The sequence below is a fragment of the Bradyrhizobium sp. MI1.11 genome, assembly GCF_055811255.1.
This window is the reverse complement of the sequence record NZ_JBVVPM010000003.1, coordinates 182,060-202,051: the sequence shown is the minus strand read 5'-3', so window position 1 is coordinate 202,051 and position 19,992 is coordinate 182,060. Positions and strand designations below refer to the sequence as shown.

At 65.0% G+C, this 19,992-nt stretch carries 19 protein-coding genes; 8 read left to right on the top strand and 11 right to left on the bottom strand.

Features of this window, described 5'->3' with window-relative positions:
* Positions 1-107: 107 nt before the first annotated feature.
* The 5 genes from AC0L30_RS04485 to AC0L30_RS04465 are packed head-to-tail and all read left to right on the top strand — an operon-like array spanning position 108 to position 5,586.
* Complete coding sequence (locus tag AC0L30_RS04485; RefSeq protein WP_473403857.1) at positions 108-1,709, top strand: ABC transporter substrate-binding protein; 1,602 nt, start codon at positions 108-110, stop codon at positions 1,707-1,709.
* A 17-nt stretch (positions 1,710-1,726) separates the two neighbouring features.
* Positions 1,727-2,668, top strand: coding sequence for an ABC transporter permease (locus tag AC0L30_RS04480; RefSeq protein WP_007593093.1), 942 nt, complete (start codon positions 1,727-1,729; stop codon positions 2,666-2,668).
* Positions 2,665-3,588, top strand: a complete 924-nt coding sequence (locus AC0L30_RS04475; protein ID WP_007593091.1) for an ABC transporter permease — start codon at positions 2,665-2,667, stop codon at positions 3,586-3,588. The genes AC0L30_RS04480 and AC0L30_RS04475 overlap by 4 nt, the downstream gene beginning before the upstream one ends.
* 19 nt (positions 3,589-3,607) lie before the next feature.
* The gene (locus AC0L30_RS04470; protein WP_007593086.1) at positions 3,608-4,597 is read left to right on the top strand and encodes an ABC transporter ATP-binding protein; all 990 of its coding nucleotides are present in this window, start codon (positions 3,608-3,610) and stop codon (positions 4,595-4,597) included.
* Positions 4,594-5,586, top strand: coding sequence for an ABC transporter ATP-binding protein (locus AC0L30_RS04465; protein WP_007593084.1), 993 nt, complete (start codon positions 4,594-4,596; stop codon positions 5,584-5,586). The genes AC0L30_RS04470 and AC0L30_RS04465 overlap by 4 nt, the downstream gene beginning before the upstream one ends.
* Before the next feature lie 179 nt (positions 5,587-5,765).
* Here the strand turns inward: AC0L30_RS04465 and AC0L30_RS04460 are convergent, their stop codons facing one another.
* The 11 genes from AC0L30_RS04460 to AC0L30_RS04410 form a co-directional block, all read right to left on the bottom strand.
* Positions 5,766-6,053 (bottom strand): YciI family protein, encoded by a 288-nt coding sequence (locus AC0L30_RS04460; RefSeq protein WP_007593082.1) that lies wholly within the window; start codon positions 6,051-6,053, stop codon positions 5,766-5,768.
* An 80-nt stretch (positions 6,054-6,133) separates the two neighbouring features.
* Complete coding sequence (locus AC0L30_RS04455) at positions 6,134-7,108, bottom strand: sugar ABC transporter substrate-binding protein (RefSeq protein ID WP_473403856.1); 975 nt, start codon at positions 7,106-7,108, stop codon at positions 6,134-6,136.
* Between the two features lie 42 nt (positions 7,109-7,150).
* Positions 7,151-8,128 (bottom strand): ABC transporter permease, encoded by a 978-nt coding sequence (locus tag AC0L30_RS04450; RefSeq protein WP_354127565.1) that lies wholly within the window; start codon positions 8,126-8,128, stop codon positions 7,151-7,153.
* Positions 8,125-9,075 (bottom strand): ABC transporter permease, encoded by a 951-nt coding sequence (locus tag AC0L30_RS04445; RefSeq protein WP_007593077.1) that lies wholly within the window; start codon positions 9,073-9,075, stop codon positions 8,125-8,127. The genes AC0L30_RS04450 and AC0L30_RS04445 overlap by 4 nt, the downstream gene beginning before the upstream one ends.
* Complete coding sequence (locus AC0L30_RS04440; protein ID WP_007593075.1) at positions 9,068-10,594, bottom strand: sugar ABC transporter ATP-binding protein; 1,527 nt, start codon at positions 10,592-10,594, stop codon at positions 9,068-9,070. The genes AC0L30_RS04445 and AC0L30_RS04440 overlap by 8 nt, the downstream gene beginning before the upstream one ends.
* Positions 10,591-11,985, bottom strand: a complete 1,395-nt coding sequence (locus tag AC0L30_RS04435) for an FAD-linked oxidase C-terminal domain-containing protein (RefSeq protein ID WP_473403855.1) — start codon at positions 11,983-11,985, stop codon at positions 10,591-10,593. Before AC0L30_RS04435 ends, AC0L30_RS04440 begins: the two co-directional genes overlap by 4 nt.
* 53 nt (positions 11,986-12,038) lie before the next feature.
* Positions 12,039-12,923 (bottom strand): intradiol ring-cleavage dioxygenase, encoded by an 885-nt coding sequence (locus AC0L30_RS04430; RefSeq protein WP_473403854.1) that lies wholly within the window; start codon positions 12,921-12,923, stop codon positions 12,039-12,041.
* Between the two features lie 15 nt (positions 12,924-12,938).
* Positions 12,939-13,841, bottom strand: a complete 903-nt coding sequence (locus tag AC0L30_RS04425) for an NAD(P)-dependent oxidoreductase (protein ID WP_354127570.1) — start codon at positions 13,839-13,841, stop codon at positions 12,939-12,941.
* Between the two features lie 20 nt (positions 13,842-13,861).
* Positions 13,862-15,235 carry an amidohydrolase family protein gene (locus tag AC0L30_RS04420; protein ID WP_473253356.1) on the bottom strand — a complete coding sequence of 458 codons (1,374 nt, stop codon included), beginning with the start codon at positions 15,233-15,235 and terminating at the stop codon, positions 13,862-13,864.
* A gap of 4 nt (positions 15,236-15,239) precedes the next feature.
* Complete coding sequence (locus AC0L30_RS04415) at positions 15,240-16,319, bottom strand: maleylacetate reductase (RefSeq protein ID WP_007593068.1); 1,080 nt, start codon at positions 16,317-16,319, stop codon at positions 15,240-15,242.
* Positions 16,316-16,639, bottom strand: coding sequence for a Dabb family protein (locus tag AC0L30_RS04410; protein WP_007593067.1), 324 nt, complete (start codon positions 16,637-16,639; stop codon positions 16,316-16,318). The genes AC0L30_RS04415 and AC0L30_RS04410 overlap by 4 nt, the downstream gene beginning before the upstream one ends.
* A 108-nt stretch (positions 16,640-16,747) precedes the next feature.
* Here AC0L30_RS04410 and AC0L30_RS04405 point away from each other — a divergent pair, with 108 nt between their 5' ends.
* Genes AC0L30_RS04405 through AC0L30_RS04395 form a run of 3 tightly spaced genes read left to right on the top strand, consistent with a single transcriptional unit; the run spans position 16,748 to position 19,938 of the window.
* Entirely contained in the window at positions 16,748-17,671 is a 924-nt protein-coding gene (locus AC0L30_RS04405; protein ID WP_007593066.1) for a LysR family transcriptional regulator, read from the top strand.
* A gap of 43 nt (positions 17,672-17,714) precedes the next feature.
* Positions 17,715-18,182: a MarR family winged helix-turn-helix transcriptional regulator gene (locus AC0L30_RS04400; protein WP_007593065.1), complete on the top strand. Its 468-nt coding sequence runs from the start codon at positions 17,715-17,717 to the stop codon at positions 18,180-18,182.
* Positions 18,183-18,228: 46 nt separating this feature from the next.
* Entirely contained in the window at positions 18,229-19,938 is a 1,710-nt protein-coding gene (locus AC0L30_RS04395) for an FAD-dependent oxidoreductase (protein WP_473403853.1), read from the top strand.
* The last annotated feature ends 54 nt before the right edge of the window (positions 19,939-19,992 follow it).

The following is a 19,992-nucleotide window of genomic DNA, read 5'->3' as shown; positions in this document are numbered from 1 at the left end:
CTGGCGAAGGTCCGGTTAGTGGCATACCATTTGCACGCCAATGAGCTCTGGTTTCACCTGTTCTTGGCCAACGATGGCCGGCATCACGGCACTATTGGGAGGATTTCATGGATCGCAGGACCGTATTGAAGGGACTTGCCGGCGCGGGCGGTCTGGCATTGAGCGGCCTCTCGGCCCCGGCGATCGCACAAGGCGCCTCCGCGCGCACCCTGCGCTTCGTGCCGCAAGCAAACCTCGCCAATTTCGACCCGATCTGGGGCACGCAATATGTCGTGCGCAATGCCGCCGCGCTGGTCTGGGATACGCTCTACGGCGTCGATTCCGCGCTCCAGCCGCAGCGGCAGATGGTCGAGTCCGAGGAAGTGACCGACGACGGCACCACCTGGACGTTCAAATTGCGGCCGGGCCTCAAATTCCACGACGGCGAGCCGGTGCGGAGCAGGGACGTCGTTGCGAGTCTCACCCGCTGGGCGGCGCGCGATCCGATGGGGCTGATGCTCAAGGCACTGCAGCAGGAACTCACTGCTGTCGACGATCGCACTTTCAAATGGGTGCTGAAGCAGCCGTTCCCGAAGATGCTCTATGCGCTTGGCAAGAACAACTCGCCCTGCGCCTTCATCATGCCGGAGCGCATCGCGCAGACCGACCCGTTCAAGCAGATCGGCGATTATGTCGGCTCGGGGCCGATGAAGTTTGCCAAGGGCGAGTGGGTCCCCGGCGCGAAAGCCGTGTTCGAGAAGTTTGCCGACTATGTACCGCGGCAGGAGAAGGCGTCGTGGCTCGCCGGCGGCAAGCAGATGCTGCTCGACCGCGTCGAATGGATCGTGATGCCGGATCCGGCGACCGCCGCGGCCGCGTTGCAAAACGGCGAGATCGACTGGTGGGAGAACCCGATCGCGGACCTCGTCCCGGTCCTCAAGAACAACAAGAACATCAGCGTCGACATCGGCGATCCGCTCGGCAATGTCGGCTCGTTCCGCATGAACTTCCTGTATCCGCCCTTCAACGACGTGCGGGCGCGGCGCGCAGTGCTGATGGCGATGAGCCAAGAAGACTATATGCGCGCGCTCGTCGGTGACGACAATTCGCTGTGGAAGTCGCTGCCCGGCTTCTTCACACCGGATACGCCGCTCTACACCGAGGCGGGCGGCGAGGTCCTCAAGGGCAAGCGCGATCTTGACGCTGCCAAGAAGCTGCTCGCCGAGAGCGGTTATTCCGGCCAGCCGGTGACCTGCCTGGTGGCGCAGGACCAGCCGATCACCAAGGCGTTCGGCGATGTGACCGCCGATCTCTTGAAGAAGCTCGGCATGAATGTCGACTTCGTCGCGACCGATTGGGGCACGGTCGGCTCGCGTCGCGCGCAAAAGACGCCGCCCGGACAGGGCGGCTGGAACATGTTCCACACCTGGCATGCGGGTTCGGACTGCATCAATCCGGCGCCCTATACCGCCATTCGCGCCAACGGCGACAAGGCCTGGTTCGGCTGGCCGAACAGCCCCGGCACGGAAAAGGAGGTCACGTCCTGGTTCGAGGCCAAGGGCCTCGACGAGGAGAAGGCCGCGGTCGCTCGTCTCAACAAGGTCGCGCTCGAGGACGTCGTCTACGCGCCGACCGGCTTCTTCCTCAGCTACACGGCCTGGCGCAAGAACGTCTCCGGCATCACAAAGGGGCCGCTGCCGTTCTTCTGGGGCGTGTCGAAATCCGCATGACCTTGCGCTGAAGCCAGATGCTATCCTACATCCTCCGGCGTATCGCCTCGACCTTGCCAGTGATGGCCATCGTCGCGCTGTTCGTGTTCAGCCTGCTCTACATCGCGCCGGGAGATCCCGCCGTGGTGATCGCGGGCGATCAGGCAAGTCCGGAGGATGTGGAGCGCATCCGGCAGAGCCTCGGCCTCGACCGACCCTTCCTGATCCAGTTCGGCAGCTGGGTCTGGCGCATTCTGCACGGCGATCTCGGCACCTCGATCTTCACCAATTTGCCGGTCTCGACCATGATCGGGCAGCGTCTCGGGCCGACGCTGTCGCTGATGATGGTCACGCTCCTGCTCACGATCGTGGTCGCGGTGCCGCTCGGCGTGCTGGCGGCCTGGAAGGCGGGAAGCCTGATCGACCGGGCCATCATGGCCTTTGCCGTGTTCGGCTTCTCCCTGCCGGTCTTCGTCGTCGGCTATGTCCTCGCCTACGTCTTCGCGCTGGAGCTCGAATGGCTTCCGGTGCAAGGCTATACGCCGCTCGCCCAGGGCGTCTGGCCCTGGCTGCAAAACCTGATCCTGCCGGCGATCGCGCTCGGCTGTGTCTACATCGCGCTGATCGCCCGTATCACGCGCGCCACCATGCTCGAAGTATTGCAGCAGGATTATATCCGCACCGCGCGCGCCAAGGGCCTCGGACAGGGCGGCATCCTGTTCGTCCACGCGCTGAAGAACGCGGCGGTGCCGATCGTCACGGTGATCGGCATCGGCATCGCGCTGCTGATCGGCGGCGCGGTCGTCACGGAAAGCGTTTTCGCGATTCCCGGCCTCGGCCGGCTCACGATCGACGCGATCCTGCGCCGCGATTATCCCGTAATCCAGGGCATCGTGCTGCTGTTCAGCTTCGTCTACGTCCTCGTCAATCTGATGATCGACGTCATTTATACGCTCGTTGACCCGAGGATCCGCTATTGACCGATACGACCGTCAATCCGCAAGCGCTGCCGGCGGGCTTCGTCCTCGCGCCGCAACTGCCTGAGATCCTCCGGCCGGTTACGATCCGGCGCGGCTTCGTCGGGCTGCTGCGCGGCCATCCCACCGTTGCCATTGGCGGCACGTTGCTGCTGTTGCTCGTCCTGATCGCGATCTTTGCGCCTTATCTTGGAACGGTGGATCCGACCGCACTTGCGCCGGCCAAGCGGACCCGCGCACCGTCGGCGCTTTACTGGTTTGGCACCGACGTTCTCGGCCGTGACATCTATTCACGCGTGCTGTTCGGCGCGCGCGTCTCGCTCACGGTCGGCTTGTCCGTTGCGATCTTCGCCTCCGCGGCCGGTCTCGCCATCGGCATTGTCTCCGGCTTCATCCGCTGGGCCGACGGCATCTTGATGCGCTTCATGGACGGCCTGATGTCGATCCCGCCGATCCTGCTGGCGATCGCGCTGATGGCGCTGACACGCGGCAGCGTCGGCAACGTCATTCTCGCGATCACCGTCGCCGAAATCCCGCGCGTCTCCCGCCTCGTGCGCAGCGTCGTGCTCTCGCTGCGCGAGCAGCCCTACGTGGATGCGGCAGTGGCCTGCGGCACGCGCACACCGATGATCATCCTGCGCCATATCCTGCCCAACACGCTGGCGCCGATGCTGATCCAGGCGACTTACATTTGTGCCAGCGCGATGATCACCGAGGCGATCCTGTCCTTCATCGGCGCTGGTACGCCGCCGACCATTCCGTCCTGGGGCAACATCATGGCCGAGGGGCGGGCGCTGTGGCAGGTCAAACCCTACATCGTGTTCTTTCCGGCGGCCTTCCTGTCCGTCACCGTGCTTGCCGTGAACCTGCTCGGCGACGGCCTTCGCGATGCGCTCGATCCGCGCATGGCCAAGAGCCTCTGATGTCAAGGGGCTGATCACGATGGCGCTGCTCGAAGTTGAGAACCTCCAGACCCACTTCCGGACGCCCAGCGGCATCAACCGCGCGGTTGAAGGCGTGTCGTTCCATGTCAACGAGGGCGAGACGCTCGCGATCGTCGGTGAGTCCGGCTGCGGCAAGTCGGTGACCTCGATGTCGCTGATGCGGCTGATCCCGGAACCGCCGGGAAGGATCGCCGGCAGCATCCGCTTCGCGGGCAAGGACCTGCTGCAAATGTCCGACCGCGAGATGCGCGCGATCCGCGGCAACGACATCTCGATGATTTTTCAGGAGCCGATGACCAGCCTCAACCCGGTCCTGACCGTCGGGCGTCAAATCCGCGAGACGCTGATGATCCACCAGGGCCTGGACAAGCAGGCCGCAGAGGCGCACGCCATCGAGATGTTGATTCTGGTCGGCATTCCCGAGCCGAAGCGTCGCGTGCGCGAATATCCGCATCAGCTCTCCGGCGGCATGCGCCAGCGTGTCATGATCGCCATTGCACTCGCCTGCAATCCAAAGCTTCTCATTGCCGACGAGCCGACCACCGCGCTCGACGTGACGATCCAGGCGCAGATCCTGAAATTGATGCTGGACCTCAAGCACCGGGTTGGCGCAGCGATCATCCTGATCACCCACGATCTCGGCGTCGTCGCCGAGATCGCCGAGCGCGTCATGGTCATGTATGCCGGCCGCAAGGTCGAGGAGGCGCCGGTGGCGGAACTGTTCCGATCGCCGCGTCATCCCTATACGCAGGGCCTGCTCGGCGCAGTGCCGCGGCTCGGCTCGTCGCTGACCGGCACCGCGAGACGGCTGGCTGAAATTCCGGGGCAGGTGCCTGATCTGCGCAAGCCCATCGTCGGCTGCGTCTTCGCCGGACGTTGCGCGCTCGCGACCGATCTCTGCCGGCAGTACGCGCCGGGGCTCGAAGAGAAGGGGCCACGTCACGTCGCGGCCTGCCACTATGCGGCCAAGGGAGCGGTCGCGGCATGAGTCCCCCGCTGCTCCAGGTCAACGACCTCAAGAAGCACTTCCCGGTCAAAAAGGGCCTGTTCAGCCGCAAGTCCGAATGGGTCTATGCGGTGGACGGCGTGTCGTTCGAGATCGCGCGCGGCGAGACGCTCTCTCTGGTCGGCGAGTCCGGTTGCGGCAAATCGACGGTCGGCCGTGCGATCCTGCGACTGTTCGACATCACGTCGGGGCAGGTCATCCTCGACGGCCAGCGCATCGACGACGCCCATCCGAGCACGATGCGCCAGATGCGCCGCCGTGTGCAGGTGGTGTTCCAGGACCCGTTCTCGAGCCTCAATCCGCGCATGCGCGTGCGCGACATCCTGGCCGAGCCGATCCGCAATTTCGGCCTCGCCAAATCCGCAATCGACCTCGAGACCCGCGTGACCGCGCTGATGGACACCGTGCGCCTGCCGCGCGAGGCGTTGAACCGCAGGCCGCATGAATTTTCCGGCGGCCAGCGCCAACGCATCGGCATCGCGCGGGCGCTCGCCGCCGAGCCCGAGCTGATCGTCTGCGACGAGGCGGTCTCGGCGCTCGACGTCTCGGTCAAGGCCCAGATCGTCAATCTGCTGCAGGATCTCCAGCGCGAGTTCGGCCTGGCGCTGCTGTTCATCAGCCACGACCTCGCGATCGTCGAGCACATGACCCATCGCGTCGCGGTCATGTATCTCGGCAAGATCGTCGAGGTGGCGCCGCGCTACGAGATCTTCGCCGCGCCAAAGCATCCTTACACCAAGGCGCTGCTCTCGGCGGTCCCGCTGCCGGAGCCGGGGGCCCAGCGCAATCCGATCATCCTCAAGGGCGACGTGCCGAGTCCGATCAACCCGCCGAGCGGGTGCCGCTTCCACACCCGTTGCCCGCTCGTGTTCGATCGCTGCCGGACCGAGGAGCCGACATTGCGCGCGGCTGGCCCCGAGCAGTGGGTGGCCTGTCATCTCGAAGAAGGTGCCGCGGTGGCGAGCGGCTAGCCGTTGGGGCCGCGGCGAAGCTCTGGATCGAGGCGTAGGGGCGACAATCGGGCAAGGATGGCACTCCGCTCCTGTTCTGCCCGACGAGTCAAAGACGTTTGCGACGAAAATTCATGTGTAAAAACAACCCCGTTCTTACTGTGCATGGGGTTGTTTTCGCGTTTTTGTTGAGCCGCCTTTCAGCCTTGGCGGCGCAGGAAGCCCGTGATCGTGACCTTGTCCCAGATGTCGGCCGCTGCAAACGGATCGGCTCGGTTGAAAGCCTCGACCTCGCTGCGGCCAGGCGCCTCGATCAGGAACAGGCTGCCGATCATGGTCGCGCCGTCGTCGGAGACCAGCGGTCCCGACATCACGATCTCGACGCTGAAGCGCGAGGTGTCGCTCAGGAAAGCCTTGTGGGCGTCGTAATTGGCGAGCCGGGTCGGCAACGCCCCGGCGCGGTCGACGGCGTGAATGGCGAACAGCATGATGGTCTCCGTTTATGTCTCGTTTTCTTGGGACGGCCGCGGCTGCGGCCGTCCGGGCTTGTCGCGATGGGTGCGCCTGGTTACTTGCCGCCGAGCTTGCTGGCTTCCTCGAAAGTCGGGCAGCTCCGTTGCTCCAGCGGCACGTCGAACGGCTGGTAATTGTCCTTGGTGATCACGGTCGGCTTCAGCACGATCTCGGCAATGACGGGCTGGTTGCGCAGGGAGCGGATCGCCATCATGGTGCCAAGGCATCCCTGAAAAAATCCGTTGTAGTCGCCGCTCGCGAGCAGCTTGCCGGACTTGATCGCGTCGATCGCTTCCTTGGTGCCGTTGATGCCGATCACCTGCGCCTTGCGGTTGGCGCCGTCGAGCGCCTCGATCGCACCGACGGCCATGGCGTCGTTGGCGGCGAGCACGCCGTCGATCTGCGCGTTCGACTGCATCAGATTCTCCATCACCTGGAGCGCCTGGAGCCGCTGGTAGTTGCCGGGCTGCGAGGCCAACAGTTTGGCACCGGCGTTTTCCTTCAGTGCGTCGTTGAAGCCGCGGACGCGGTCGACATTGGTCAGCGAGCCCTTGACGCCCTCGATGATGACGATGTTGCCCTTGCCGCCCAGCGTCTTGAGCAGGAAGCGCGCGGTCTCGAGCCCGAGGCTGTAATCGTCGGCGCCGACGAAGGACAGGAACTTGCCCCCGGCCGAGCGGTCGGTGATGTTGACGACGGGGATCTTGGCTTCGTTGATCTTCTCGACACCCGGTACCATCGCCTTGTAGTCGACCGGCGTGAAGACGATGGCGCTCGGCTTCTTCACCACGACGTCCTCGATCTGGCTGAGCTGCTCGGGAATGCTGTCGGGCTTGGTCGGAATGTACTGCAGCGTCTTCGCGTTTAGCGTCTTGGCCATGTTGTCGGCGCCGACCCGCACCGTCTGAAAGAACGGGTTGGTCTGGTTCTTGGTGAAGACGGCGATGGTCTCGCCGTCGGCGCGCGCTTGCGTGGTGAGCGCGGCCGCCATCAGCAGCGGCAGCGCCAAATAACCCAGTTTCTGTTTCATGTTGCCTCCATCCCTCGTTTTGCTTGTTGGTCGTTCAAGAACTCATTGCGCGCGGCGCCGGGTCTTCATGTCGAGCCAGACCGCGAGAATGACGATGATGCCGGTGACCAGCGGCTGCCAGTTGGCGCTGACCGACAAGAGGTTCATGCCGTTCAGCACCAGCGTCAGGATCAATGCGCCGATGAAGGTGCCAAACACAGTGCCGACGCCGCCGAACAGCGAGGTGCCGCCGATCAGCACGGCGGCGATGGCGGGCAGCGTCAGGCTCTCGCCGATGTCGGCCTCTGCCGAATTGAGCCGCGACAGGAAGATGATCGAGGCGAGCCCCGCCATGGTGCCGGAGACGGCATAGACCAGCAGCAGGCGGCGCGCGACCGGAATGCCGGAGAGCCGTGCCGCGACCGGATTGGCGCCGATCGCATAGATCTCCTGGCCCCAGATCGTTCGCTGCGCAAACAGTGTTCCGATCCCGAGGAACACCAGCAGCAGGTAGACCGGGATCGGCAGGCCGAACAGATAGCCGCTGCCGATCTGGCGGAAGCCTGCCGGAAAGCCGTGAAGGGTTTCGCCCGCCATGTACCAGTAGGTGAGGCCGTTCAGCACCCAGAGCATGCCGTAGGTGGCGATGAAGGAGGGGATACGAAGCGCGGTGACCATGACGCCGTTGAGCAGGCCGACGATGCCGCCGCAGGCAAGCCCGGTGAGGATGCCAAGCGCCGGCGAGCCGGTCTTGTGGATCACGGTCCCGGCGATGCAGGCGGACAGCGCGACATTGGCGCCGACGGAGAGATCGAGGCCCGCGGTCAGCACCACCAGGGTCAGGCCGGAGGCGATGAAGAAGGTCAGGCTCGCCTGCCTGAGCACATTGAGGATGTTGCCGAGGCTCAGGAAGGAATCGCTGAGCACGGCAAGCACCGCACAGATCAGCAGCGCCGCAAGCAGGCGATAGAATAATTGGATCGCATCCTGCGACAGGAACGAGCGCGGCGGCGCGATGGCCTCTTTGCTGAGGTCGGTCATGCGCGGCTCCTGAGCCCGTCGAGGAACAGCGCGACGATGACGAGGACGCCGACGCTTGCGACCTGCACCGAGGACGGCAGCGAGATCAGGTTCAGCCCATTGCGCAGCACGCCGACGGAGAGCACGCCGAGCACAGTGCCGAGCAGCCAGCCATTGCCGCGCTCGAACGACGTGCCGCCGACGGCGACGGCCGCGATGGCGTCGAATTCGAGACCGAGGCCGGCTGTTGGATGCCCGGAATTCATCCGCGCCGTCATCAGCAGGCCGGCAATGCCGGCCATCGCGCCACCGATCGCATAGACCATGATCAGCAGACGGTTGGGTGACAGGCCGGCATAGCGCAGCGCCTCCCGGTTGCCGCCGAGCGCGAAGATGTAGGTGCCGAAACGGGTGTGATAGAGCAGGCCGTGAAACGTTGCATAGGTCACCAGCGCCATCACGATCGGCACGGGAACGCCCAGCAGCGTCGCCGAATAGATGTCGCGTACGCTGTGGGGGATGCCGACCACGCTCTGGCCGTCGCTGACGATCAGTGACAGGCCTTGCGCCATGCCAAGCGTGCCCAAGGTCGCGACGAAAGGTGGGATGCCCACGATGGCGACCAGCCAGCCGTTGGCGAAGCCGAAGGCTGTGCCGACGAGAAGCCCGGCACCGAGGCCGAGCGACATCGAGTGGGTGGCGAGCGAGACGATGGCGACGCAGAGCGAGGTCAGGGTCAGCACCGCGCCCATCGACAGGTCCAGCCCCTCGGTCATGATGATCAAGGTCATCGGCAGCGCGAGCATGGTCAGGATCGTCGACTGCACCAGCACGTTGGAGAGGTTGGCGACCGACAGAAAACCGGGCGCGATCGTGCTGAACAGCGCGATCAGCAGCACCAGCACGATGGCAACGCCGGGAATGCGTTGCAATGGATTGGGTTGAGAGACGACTGCGGCCTCACGCATGATGCATCCCCAGTCGCACGATGTTCTCCTCCGTCAGCTCGTTGCGCGCGAGGTGCCCGGCGACACGCCCCTCGCGCATCACATAGGCGCGGTCGCAGACATGGCAGATCTCGACCTGTTCGGACGAGATCATCAGCGCGGCCGCGCCTTCAGCGACAAGTCGGTCGATCAGGGCGAAGATTTCGGCCTTGGCGCCGATGTCGATGCCCCGGGTCGGCTCGTCGAAGATGAAGAGCTTCGAGCCGGCAGCGAGCCACTTCCCGATCACGACCTTCTGCTGATTGCCGCCGGAGAGCAGACCGACGGTCTGGCGCGCGCTGGGCGTCGCAATGCGCAACTGCCGGATCAGGCCGTCGGCAGTGCGCTGCGCGCTGCGTTGATCGAACAGACCGCTCGGAAACAGCTTTCGCAACGCCGACACCACCAGATTGTCCCCCACCGACCGCAACAGTGCGAGGCCCTCGCTCTTGCGGCTCTCCGGGATCAGCGCAATGCCGCAGCGGGCGGCAAGATCAGGCTCGCCGGAGATAGTCTTGCCGTCGAAGACGATCTCGCCTGATGTCACGGGATCGGCCCCGAAGATCGCGCGCGCGACCTCGCTACGACCGGAGCCGACCAGGCCACACAGGCCGACGATCTCGCCCCGCCGCACCTCGATGTTGATGTCCGAGATTCCGGTGGAGGCGCTCAGGCCCTTGACCTCGAGCAGCACTTCGCCGGGTTCGTCGGCAAAATTGCGCGGGTAGGTCATGTCGACATTGCGGCCGACCATCATGCGGACGAGCTGGTCCGGCGTGACGTCGGCCGGGCGAACGCCGTCGATGCGACGACCGTCGCGCAGCACGGTGATGCGGTCGCCGAGCGCGAATACCTCGGCCATGCGGTGCGAGATGTAGACGATGGAAACGCCGTCGGCCTTGAGCCGCGCGATCAGCGCGAACAGCAGCTCGGTTTCGCGATCGGACAGCGCCGCGGTCGGCTCGTCCATCACCAGGATGCGGGCGTTCTGGCTGATCGCTTTGGCGATCTCGACCATCTGCTGCTGCGCCACCCCTAACTTGTCGACGATGGTTGACGGGTCGATGTCAAAGCCGATCGTGCCAAGCACGCGCGCGGCGTCGGCCAAAATCTTGCGGCGGTCGATGGTGCCGGGGATGCGGCCCTTCGGCTCGCGGCCGAGAAAAATGTTCTGGGCGATATCGAGATGGGGGACCAGCGAGAATTCCTGGAAGATCACGGCGATGCCGAGCTTCTGCGCGTCTGCGGCCGAGTTGATCGCGACCGGCTCGCCCTTGAAGTAGAACTCGCCGGCATCGGCGCGATAGGCCCCGCACAGCACCTTCATCAGGCTCGACTTGCCGGCGCCGTTCTCGCCCAGCAGCATATGGACTTCGCCGGGGAAGACGGCAAAGGACACGTCATCCAGCGCCTTGACGCCAGGAAACTCCTTGCTGATGCCGCGCAGCTCGAGGAGCGGGACAGGCGAGGAGGGCTCGACGGCCAATGCGGCGGTGCTCATGCCTGCGCTCCGCTTGCAAAGATCTTTCCGGGATTCATCAGGCCCTTGGGGTCGAGCGCGGTCTTGATCGATCGCATCACATCGACGGCCTCGCCGAGTTCATCAGCGAGATAATCGATCTTGCCGAGCCCGATGCCGTGCTCGCCGGTGCAGGTGCCGTCCATGGCAATCGCGCGGGCGACCATGCGAGCCTGGAGCGCCTTGGCGCCTTCGACTTCCTCCGGCCTTGCCGGGTCAATCAGGATCAGCATGTGGAAATTGCCGTCGCCGACGTGGCCGACGATCGGCGCCGTAAAACCATGCTCGTCCGCGTCGCGCCGGGTCTCCGTGAGGCATTCCGCCAGTCGCGAGATCGGCACGCAGACATCGGTGATCACGGCACGCGCGCCGGGGCGGAGGCCCAGGCCGGCATAGAGCGTGTTGTCGCGGGCGTGCCAGAGACGGCTGCGATCCTCCGGTGCCTTCGCCCAGGCAAAGCCATGACCGCCATGGTCGGCGGCAATGGCCTGTGCGGCCTCGGCCTGCTCGGCGACGGAAGTCTCAGAACCATGGAATTCGAAGAACAGGGTCGGGGCTTCGCGATAGCCGAGCTTCGCATAGGCGTTGATGCCGCGCATCATGACGTCGTCGAGCAGCTCGATGCGCGCCACGGGGATCGCGGACTGGATCACGGAGATCGCGGTGTCCACGGCGTCCTGCAGGGTGTCGAAGCTGCAGACCGCGGCCGAGATCGCCTGCGGCACGGGATGCACCTTGAGCGTGATCTCGGTGATGACACCGAGCGTGCCCTCGGCGCCGACGAACATGCGCGTCAGGTCGTAGCCGGCGGCTGACTTGCGCGCGCGCCGGGCGGTCCGGATCACGCGGCCGTCCGCCAGCACCACCTCCATCGCGATGACATTGTCCTTCATGGTGCCGTAGCGCACCGCCATGGTGCCGGAGGCGCGCGTGGACGTCATGCCGCCGATCGAGGCGTCAGCACCGGGATCGATCGGAAAGAAAAGTCCGGTGCCGCGCAGCGCCGCATTGAGCTGCTTTCGCGTGATGCCGGGCTGGACCACGACGTCCATGTCGCTCTCGTGCACCGTCAGCACCTTGTTCATGCGTGCGAAGTCGAAGCAGACTCCGCCCGCGACCGCGGCCGCATTGCCTTCGAGCGAGGTCCCGGCGCCGAACGGAACGATGGGCATGTTCGCGCCCGCGCATAGCTTGACGATCTCCGCGACCTCCTGCGTGGTTTCAGGGAATACGACGATGTCTGGCGGCAGGCTGCGATAATGTGACTCGCTCTGCCCATGCTGATCGAGCACGCCACGCGCGACGCTCGCGCGCGGGCCGATCAAGCCTGTGAGGCGATCGGCCAATATGCCCGTGCTGACCCGTGGTCCCATCCTTGCTCCCTGTCTTGCCCTGCCGGACTCTTGTTGGTCCGCCGTCGTTCAGCTTAGGCGGCTCTTGCGCTGCTTGCGACCTGCTTCAGGCCGAAATCATAGTTGAGATGAAAATACTCGCTGTCCACCATGCGACCATCGGGCGCACGACCTGGCGGGCACCGCACAAATTCGCGGATCAGGCTGTCCTTGACGCCGAACACCACGTCGCTATCGAGATACTGGTCGCCGGCCACGAACACATGGGTCACGAGTTGCTCGAAGCCGGGCGCCGAGATCATGAAATGCACATGCGCCGGGCGCCAGGGATGGCGGCCCTGGACCTCCAGCATGTCGCCGACCGTGCCGTCATGCGGGATCGGATAGGCGGCCGGCTTGATCGACCAGAAATTGAAGCGGCCATTCTGGTCGGTGTGGAAGCGCGCCCGCATCGCAAGATCGCCGATCTTGTCGAGCTGCTGCACGTCGTAATAGCCGTCATCGTCGGAATGCCAGACGTCGACGACCGCGTCCGCGAGCGGCCGTCCGTCGACAGTCGACACCGAGCCGGTGACGAGCATCGGATCGCCCTCCATCGGGCCGGAGATGTCAGCGCCGTTGTCTTTCTCGGGCGAGGCCTGCACGAAGAACGGACCGAGCACCGTGGTTTCGGTCGCGCCTTCCGGCACCGGATGGTTGATGGCGTCGACCAGCATGGAGACGCCGAGCGCGTCCGACAGCAGGATGAACTCCTGGCGCTTGTCGTCGCACATCTGGCCGGTGCGGGTCAGGAAGTCGATGCCGTATTCCCATTCCTTCTGGGTCGGCCGCACCTCGCGGACAAAGGCATGAAGGTGGCGCACCAGCGCTTCGCTGACCTGCCTGATGCGCGGATCGGTTGCGCCCGCGATCCGCTCCAGCACGGCGTCGGTGATGGTGTTCTCGTTGAAATTGCGCATAGATGCCTCCGTAACTCAGAGTTTGGGCTCGCCGAGGCCGGACAGCCGCTCGATGTGTTTGACAGTCGCGATGAAGTCAGCGTCGCCGTCGCCTTGCGCGACCAGCGAGCCATAGGTCTCCCGCACTTGGGCGGCGAGCTGAAGCGGCACGCCGACCGCGTGGCCGGCGCCGAGGATCAGATCGAGATCCTTGGCCATCTGCCTGCAGGAAAAGGTCGAGTCGAAATCGCGGTTACGCAGCGGCGCGGTCTTGTACTTCACCATCGGTGAGGCCACCGCGCTGTCGTCGAGAACTTTCAGAATGTCCTGCCAGCCGATGCCGCCCTTGCGCGCCAGCGCCAGGCTTTCCGCCATCATGGCGGCCGAGACAGCGATCATCAAATTGACCGCAAGCTTCGCATATCGCGCTTCCTCGCCGGGCCCGAGATAGGTCTGGGCGCGGGTGAAGGCGGCGAGCAGCGGCTTTGCGTTTTCGTAGGCGTCCTTCGGGCCCGAGACGAAGCAGCTCAGCGCGCCGGTGTGAACGATGCTGGCATTGCCCGAGACCGGCGCCCGCAGGTAGAAGACACCGCGCGCCTGTGCAGCTGCGTCGACCTCTGCGGACGCCTCGACGCTCACGGTGCTGGTCTCGATCAGGACAGTTCCGGCAGCCATCGCGGCGATGAGGCCGGTGGAGCCGAGCAACGCGCCGCGCAAGGCAGCGTCATCGGGTAAGGACGTGATGATCGCGACCTTGCCGCCCACGGCCTCCGCCGGCGAAGCGGCAATCGAAATGCCTTGCGCGCGCGCCTCGTCGAGCCGTGTCGTGCTCCGGTCGAACGCGGTCACGACATAACCGGCCTTGGCGACGAGCACCGACATCGGCAGGCCCATCTTGCCGATCCCGATGAAAGCGACGTTCTTTGGCGTGTCAGTCATTGTTGTTGTCCTTGACGCCCTCAGGCGGCGTGTCCCTGTCGTTCGATGTCGTGCACCAGCCGCCGGCCGGATTGCGCGAGCAATTGCTTTTTCGCCTCCAGACCGTCGGCCAGCAACCGTCCATTCCGCTTCTTCCACACGCCGCCGATCATCACGGCCTCGATATTGGCGAGGCTCGTTTGCATCACCACGGTGGCAACGGGATCGTGCACTGGGACGAGGTTGAGATCGGAGCAATCGATGATGACGAGGTCGGCGAGCTTGCCCGGTGTCAGCGAGCCGATCTGGTGCTCGCGACCGAGCATGCGGGCGCCTTCCGTCGTAATCCAGCGTAGCGCCTCGCGGACGGGGATCGTGGTCGTCGCTGGAATGGTGCTGGTGACCTTGCGCGACTCGGCGTTGTCGAGCGCCCGCTGCATCGAGAGCGCAACGCGCGCGGCGGAGAAGAGGTCGCCGGCCAGCACGGATTCCAGATCGATGCCGATGGTCGGCCGCACGCCGCGCTTGAGCAGCCGTCCGGTGATCGGGAAGCCGTGGCCCTGGACCATCTCGTTCTCCGGCGTCACCGAGAAGGAGACGCCGAGGTCGACCATCCGGTCCAGGAGCTCGTCAGGCAGGTCGTTGCCATGGACGATGTTGATTCCGGCGCCGACGAGGCCGGCCCCGATCAGCTTCTCCCAGCCACCAGGCGTCTTGGCGGGACCACCGCCCTGATGCATGGATGCGATCAGCTTGAACTCGCGCGCCATGCGGAAATCGTGCATGGCGACGTCGAGCGTCGAATAATGCGGGCCGAGGATCGCGAGCCCAAGTGTGACGAGGCCGTCGCGGTCGGCGAGGGGCCCCGCCAGCAGTCGCTCGACCTCACGGCGTGGATGCGGGATTTCCGAGAAATGCGGCTCGCCCGGTTTCGGTTCAGGTTTGGGCGAGCCGTGGAAGAAGGCCGCGCGGATACCGCTCTCGATCAGGCCGCGCACGGCGGCGTCGGTATGATCGGGCGTCGGATTGTTGTGGCACCAGTCGACCAGCGTGGTGGTACCTTGGTTGATCTGGTTCAGCGCGCCCACCAAGGTCGCGATATGGATGTCCTCGGGCCCGAACACCGTTGCGAGCCCGGCATGCATGCGGCGGAAATATTCCAGCAGCGTCCAGTTGGCGGCATAGCCGCGTAGACCCGTCTGCCAGGTGTGCATATGCGCGTTGATGAGACCGGGGATGACGATGCGGCCTTTGCCGTCGATGATCTCGGCTTCAGTCGCGCCGCTGCCGAGATCAATCGATGGACGCAAATCAACGATGCGGTTCCCCTCGATCAGCACATCGCCGCCAGGTAAATCGCCGATCGTGTCATCCATGCTGATGATGACCGCGGATTTGATCAGCGTGCGCTGCATCGAATCAAACTGCCGCTTTGATGGCGCCGGGCGGCTCGCCGGCCCAGGCGCGCGCGATCAGGTCGCGGATGGCGTTGCGTTCGAGCGGGCGCGGGTTCCAGTAGGCGTTGGTGACAGCGAGATCCGCGGCCTTGTCGATGCCGCTTTCGGGCATGCCGATGTCGCGCAATGCAACCTTCGCACCCAGCCGCTTCGCGAGCTCGAAGAGTCCTTGCGATGCATCGGGGACGCCGATTGCGCGTGAGATCCGCGCCATCGCATCGGGCACGGCCGGCGCGTTGTAGGCCAGCGCATGCGGCAGCACGATGGTGTGGGTCTCGGCGTGCGGCAGGTCGAAGGTGCCGCCGAGCGTGTGGCAGAGCTTGTGATGCAGCGCCATGCCGACGGTGCCGAGGCAGACGCCGCACAGCCAGGCGCCATAGAGCGCTTCCGTGCGGGCATCGCGATCGTCGCTTTTCGTGGCAATCGCGGGCAGGGCTCGGGCGAGCGCGCGGATGCCTTCCTCCGCCATCAGCGACGTCACCGGATTGGCATCGCGCGCATAGAGCGCCTCCACCGCATGCGCAATCGCGTTGATGCCTGATGTCGCGGCCAGGCTCGCCGGCAGAGTCAAAGTGAGATCGACATCGTAGATCACCGTCTCCGGCAGGATGGCGGCGTCGCGTACCGTGGTCTTCAGGCCGTTCTCGGTCTGGCCGACGATCGGCGTCATCTCCGAGCCGGCATAGGTGGTGGGAATGCAAAGCTGGTTGATTCCGGTGCGCAAGGCCAGCGCCTTGCCGAGCCCGGTCGTGGATCCGCCGCCGAGCGAGACGACGCAGTCGGCCTCGCACGCCTTCATCGCCGCGAGCGCCCGCTCCGTGACCTCGACCGGCGTGTGCATGGTCGCGCCCGGAAAAATGCCGGCGTAGAGCGGACCGAGCGCCGCGCCCAAGCTTTTGCCTTGCGCCTCCTGCTGCGGCGTCGTCAGTACCAGCGCGCGCTTGCCGCCGAGACGCTCGACCTCGGCCTTGGCGCTAGCCAACGTTCCGCTGCCGAACACGACGCGGCAGGGCAGGTTTTCAAAGGTGAACGAACCGATCATGTGCCGGTCTCTTTGATGGGATAATCGACCTGGAAGCGTCCGATCCGCAAGTCGCCCAAGGCCTCGCGCACGCGCAAATGTTCCGGGTGGGTGGCGTAGGCCGCGAGCGCAGCGTGGTCGGTGAATTCGGAGAACAGCACGACGTCGCAGGCGTAGTCGACATCGCTCACGTCGAGACCGACTTCGATATGGGTGAGGCCGTCGATCCGGCCGCGCAGCCCCTCGAACAGGGTCTTGACCTTGACCCGGGCGGCGGAACGCTCCGCTGGCGTCTCCCCGCGCAGCCGCCACATCACGATGTGCCTGATCGGGCCCGACATTTCCCTGTTTCCTCGCCTGCTATCTTGCTTGTGTTTGGCCCATTTTGCCTTGCGGGATACGGAAATAAAGGTCAATAATCGCAAGTCTCTTTTCCTGTTTGCGAAAAAATGGACCGCCTGCTCCAGTTGGAAGTGTTCGCCAAGACGGCCGAGCTCGGCAGCCTGTCCAAAGCTGCCGAAGCGCTGCGCATGTCGAATGCGGCCGCGAGCCGCCATCTCAGCGCGCTCGAGGAGCGCCTTGCGGTCCGGCTGATCGAGCGCAACACTCGTCGGCTGTGGTTGACGGAGGCGGGGCAGGAGTTGTTGGAGCGCTCGAGCCGGGTTTTGAGCGAACTGGCGGAGGCCGAGGACATCGTCAGCGATCGCGCGCTGTCGCCGCAGGGCACGCTGCGGGTCACGAGCTCGCTGTCCTTTGCGGTGATCTATCTGGCGCCGATGCTGCCGGCCTTCCGCGCGCGCTATCCGAAGCTCAACATGCAGATCACCACCGCCAATCGGTATTCCGATTTCATCGAGGCCGGCATCGACGTGGCGATCAGGACGCGCGAGCAGGAGCCGGATTCGAACATCATCGTCCGCCGCATCGGCCAGATGCGGCGTGTGCTCGCGGCTGCGCCCTCATATCTCGCAAGCTGCGGCGAGCCGGAACAGCCCGTCGATCTCGCGCGCCATAACATGCTGGTCTACAATCTCGCCAACGATCCTTATTCGCTGCGCCTGCGCAGAGGCAACGGCGCGCAGACTGTCCGCGTCACGCCGACGCTCGACAGCAATGACGGCCAGGTCATCCGCGGCGCCGCGCTGGCGGGGCTCGGCATCCTCATCCAGCCGCTCTATATCGTGCAAAGCGATATCGCGGCGGGCCGTCTCGTCCAGGTTCTGATGGACTGGGAGCTGCCGCTGCTGACGATGAACATCGCCTACCAGAACCGTGCCGGACTGCCCGCCAAGATCAGGGTCTTTTCCGACTTCCTGGTCAGCCACATCCGCGAGCATTCGCAGCCGGGGATCTGGATCGACGCGGCGAAGTGAGCGACATTTTCGAATTCAGGCGGCTTTGCAGGAGGCACATCCATTGAAAGCCAGGACATCCGGCACCGCATGGCGGCATGCCAACATCGGTCGGCTGCTCAACAACGCAGTGCGGCGCTTCGAAGGTCGTGTGCTCGAACTGATGAGCGAGAAGGGGCATGGCGAAACGCGGATCGCGCATGTCGGCCTCACACGCAATCTCGACGTGGAGGGGACCAGACTGACGGAGCTCGCCCGCCGCGCCTCCATGAGCAAGCAGGCGATGGGCGAGCTGGTCGATCAATGCGCCGATCTCGGCCTGGTCGATCGCATCGCCGATCCCACCGATCGGCGCGCGCGCATCGTCATGTTCACGCCGGCCGGGCGCAAATGGCTCGATGCGTTCCGCGACGCGGTCGACGTCGCCGAGCAGGAAATGCGCGCCGAGCTCGGCAAGGCCACGATGGATGCGATCGTGAAGGGGCTGGAGGTCTATGGCGCGCAATTCGACACGCTCCACGAACCCGAGTAGTCAGGCTACTTGACGATATCGTCAGGCGACCTTACCATGCAGAATAATGCTGGTAGGGAGAAGCGTCTTGGAAACATGTCTGAAGGCCTCGGTGCTCATCGTGGGCGGGGGGCCCTGCGGCCTGATGCTCGCCAACGAGCTCGGCCGCCGCGGCGTGTCCGCGATCCTGGTCGATGAAAAGCCGGGCACCGCCTTCAACCCGCAAGCCAATGCGACGCAGGCCCGCTCGATGGAGCACTATCGGCGGCTGGGTTTTGCCGACGAGATCCGACGCGAAGGACTGCCTGCGGATTATCCGACCGACGTTGCATATTTCACGCGCTACACCGGATACGAGCTGGCCCGATTTCAATTGCCGTCATCGTCACGCGCGGGCGAGCTCGTCAAGGGCATGTCGGGCTCCTGGAGCGCGGCCGAGCTGCCGCATCGGGTCTCGCAAAAATATGTCGAGGCGGTGCTGCGCCGCCATGCCGAACGGCTTCCCGGAATACGGCTCAGCTACGGTCATCGTCTGATCAGCTACGTCGAGAGCGATGACGGCGTCGTCGCCCAGATCGAACGTCTCGATGACAACAGCCGCTTTGAGGTCCGGGCCGACTTCCTGGTCGGGGCCGACGGGCCGCGCTCCATGGTCCGGCAGTCGCTCGGCATTGTCTACGGCGGCGAAACCGGAACGCAGCGCGATTTCATGGGCGGCCGCATGCTGGCGGTCTATCTCCGTTCGCCCGGCTTCTACGCGAGCATCCCGCACGCCAAGGCGTGGATGTACAATTGCTTCAACGGCGACCGCCGCGCCTTCATGGCATCGGTGAACGGTCGCGACGAATTCGCGTTTCACACGCAGCTTCGGCCCGATGAGAACGAAAATGCGATCACGATCGACGAAGCCAAAGCGGCGTTCCAGCGCGCCTGCGGCGCGCCGATTGACTGCGAAGTGTTGTCGTTCCTGACCTGGACCGCCGGCCACGCGCTGGTTGCGAATGCCATGCAGCGGGGCAGGGTGTTCCTGGGCGGCGACGCGGCGCATCTGTTCACGCCGACCGGAGGCCTCGGCTACAACACCGCGATCGAGGATGCGGTCAATCTCGGCTGGAAGCTCGCAAGCGTCGTCAGGGGTGTGAGCCCGGCGGGGCTGCTCGACAGCTATGAGGTCGAGCGGCGTCCGGTGGCGCTGCGCAACACCGATTATGCGCGTCGCTTTGCCGACTCGCTCGGTCTGTTCGCTCCCGCGCCTGAGATCGAGGACCCCACCGAGGCCGGCGACGAGGCGCGGCGGATCGCTGGCGTCTATCTCGAACAGCACGCCCGCGCCGAATTCAACATCCCCGGCATAACCTTCGGCGGGCGTTACGACGGCTCGCCGATCATCGTCTCCGATGGTAGCCAGCCGCCGCCGGACGCCGCGAACGTCTACGTTCCGAGCGCCTGTCCCGGCGGGCGCGCCCCGCATGCGTGGTTGGACGACGGCGTCTCCTTGTACGATCTGTTCGGGTTCGAGTGGACGCTGCTCCAGTTCGGCGAGGTCGTGTCCGCGCATGCGTCATTCGCCGAGACCATCCGCGCGATCGGGGTTGATGTGAAACTCGTCACGCTGCCGAAATCGCTGCGCGATCTCTACGCCGCCGATCTCGCCTTGATACGCCCCGACCAGATCGTGGCCTGGCGCGGCAGCGCGTCACAGGCTGGCCCGATGGGGCGCGTCCTTGCCCGCGCACTCGGACACAATGCGAGCGACAGCGCACGGCTGGCAAGCTGATCGACTCTCGCCGTCGCATCCGATCAGCGGCGGCGCGGCCAATAACAACAAGAC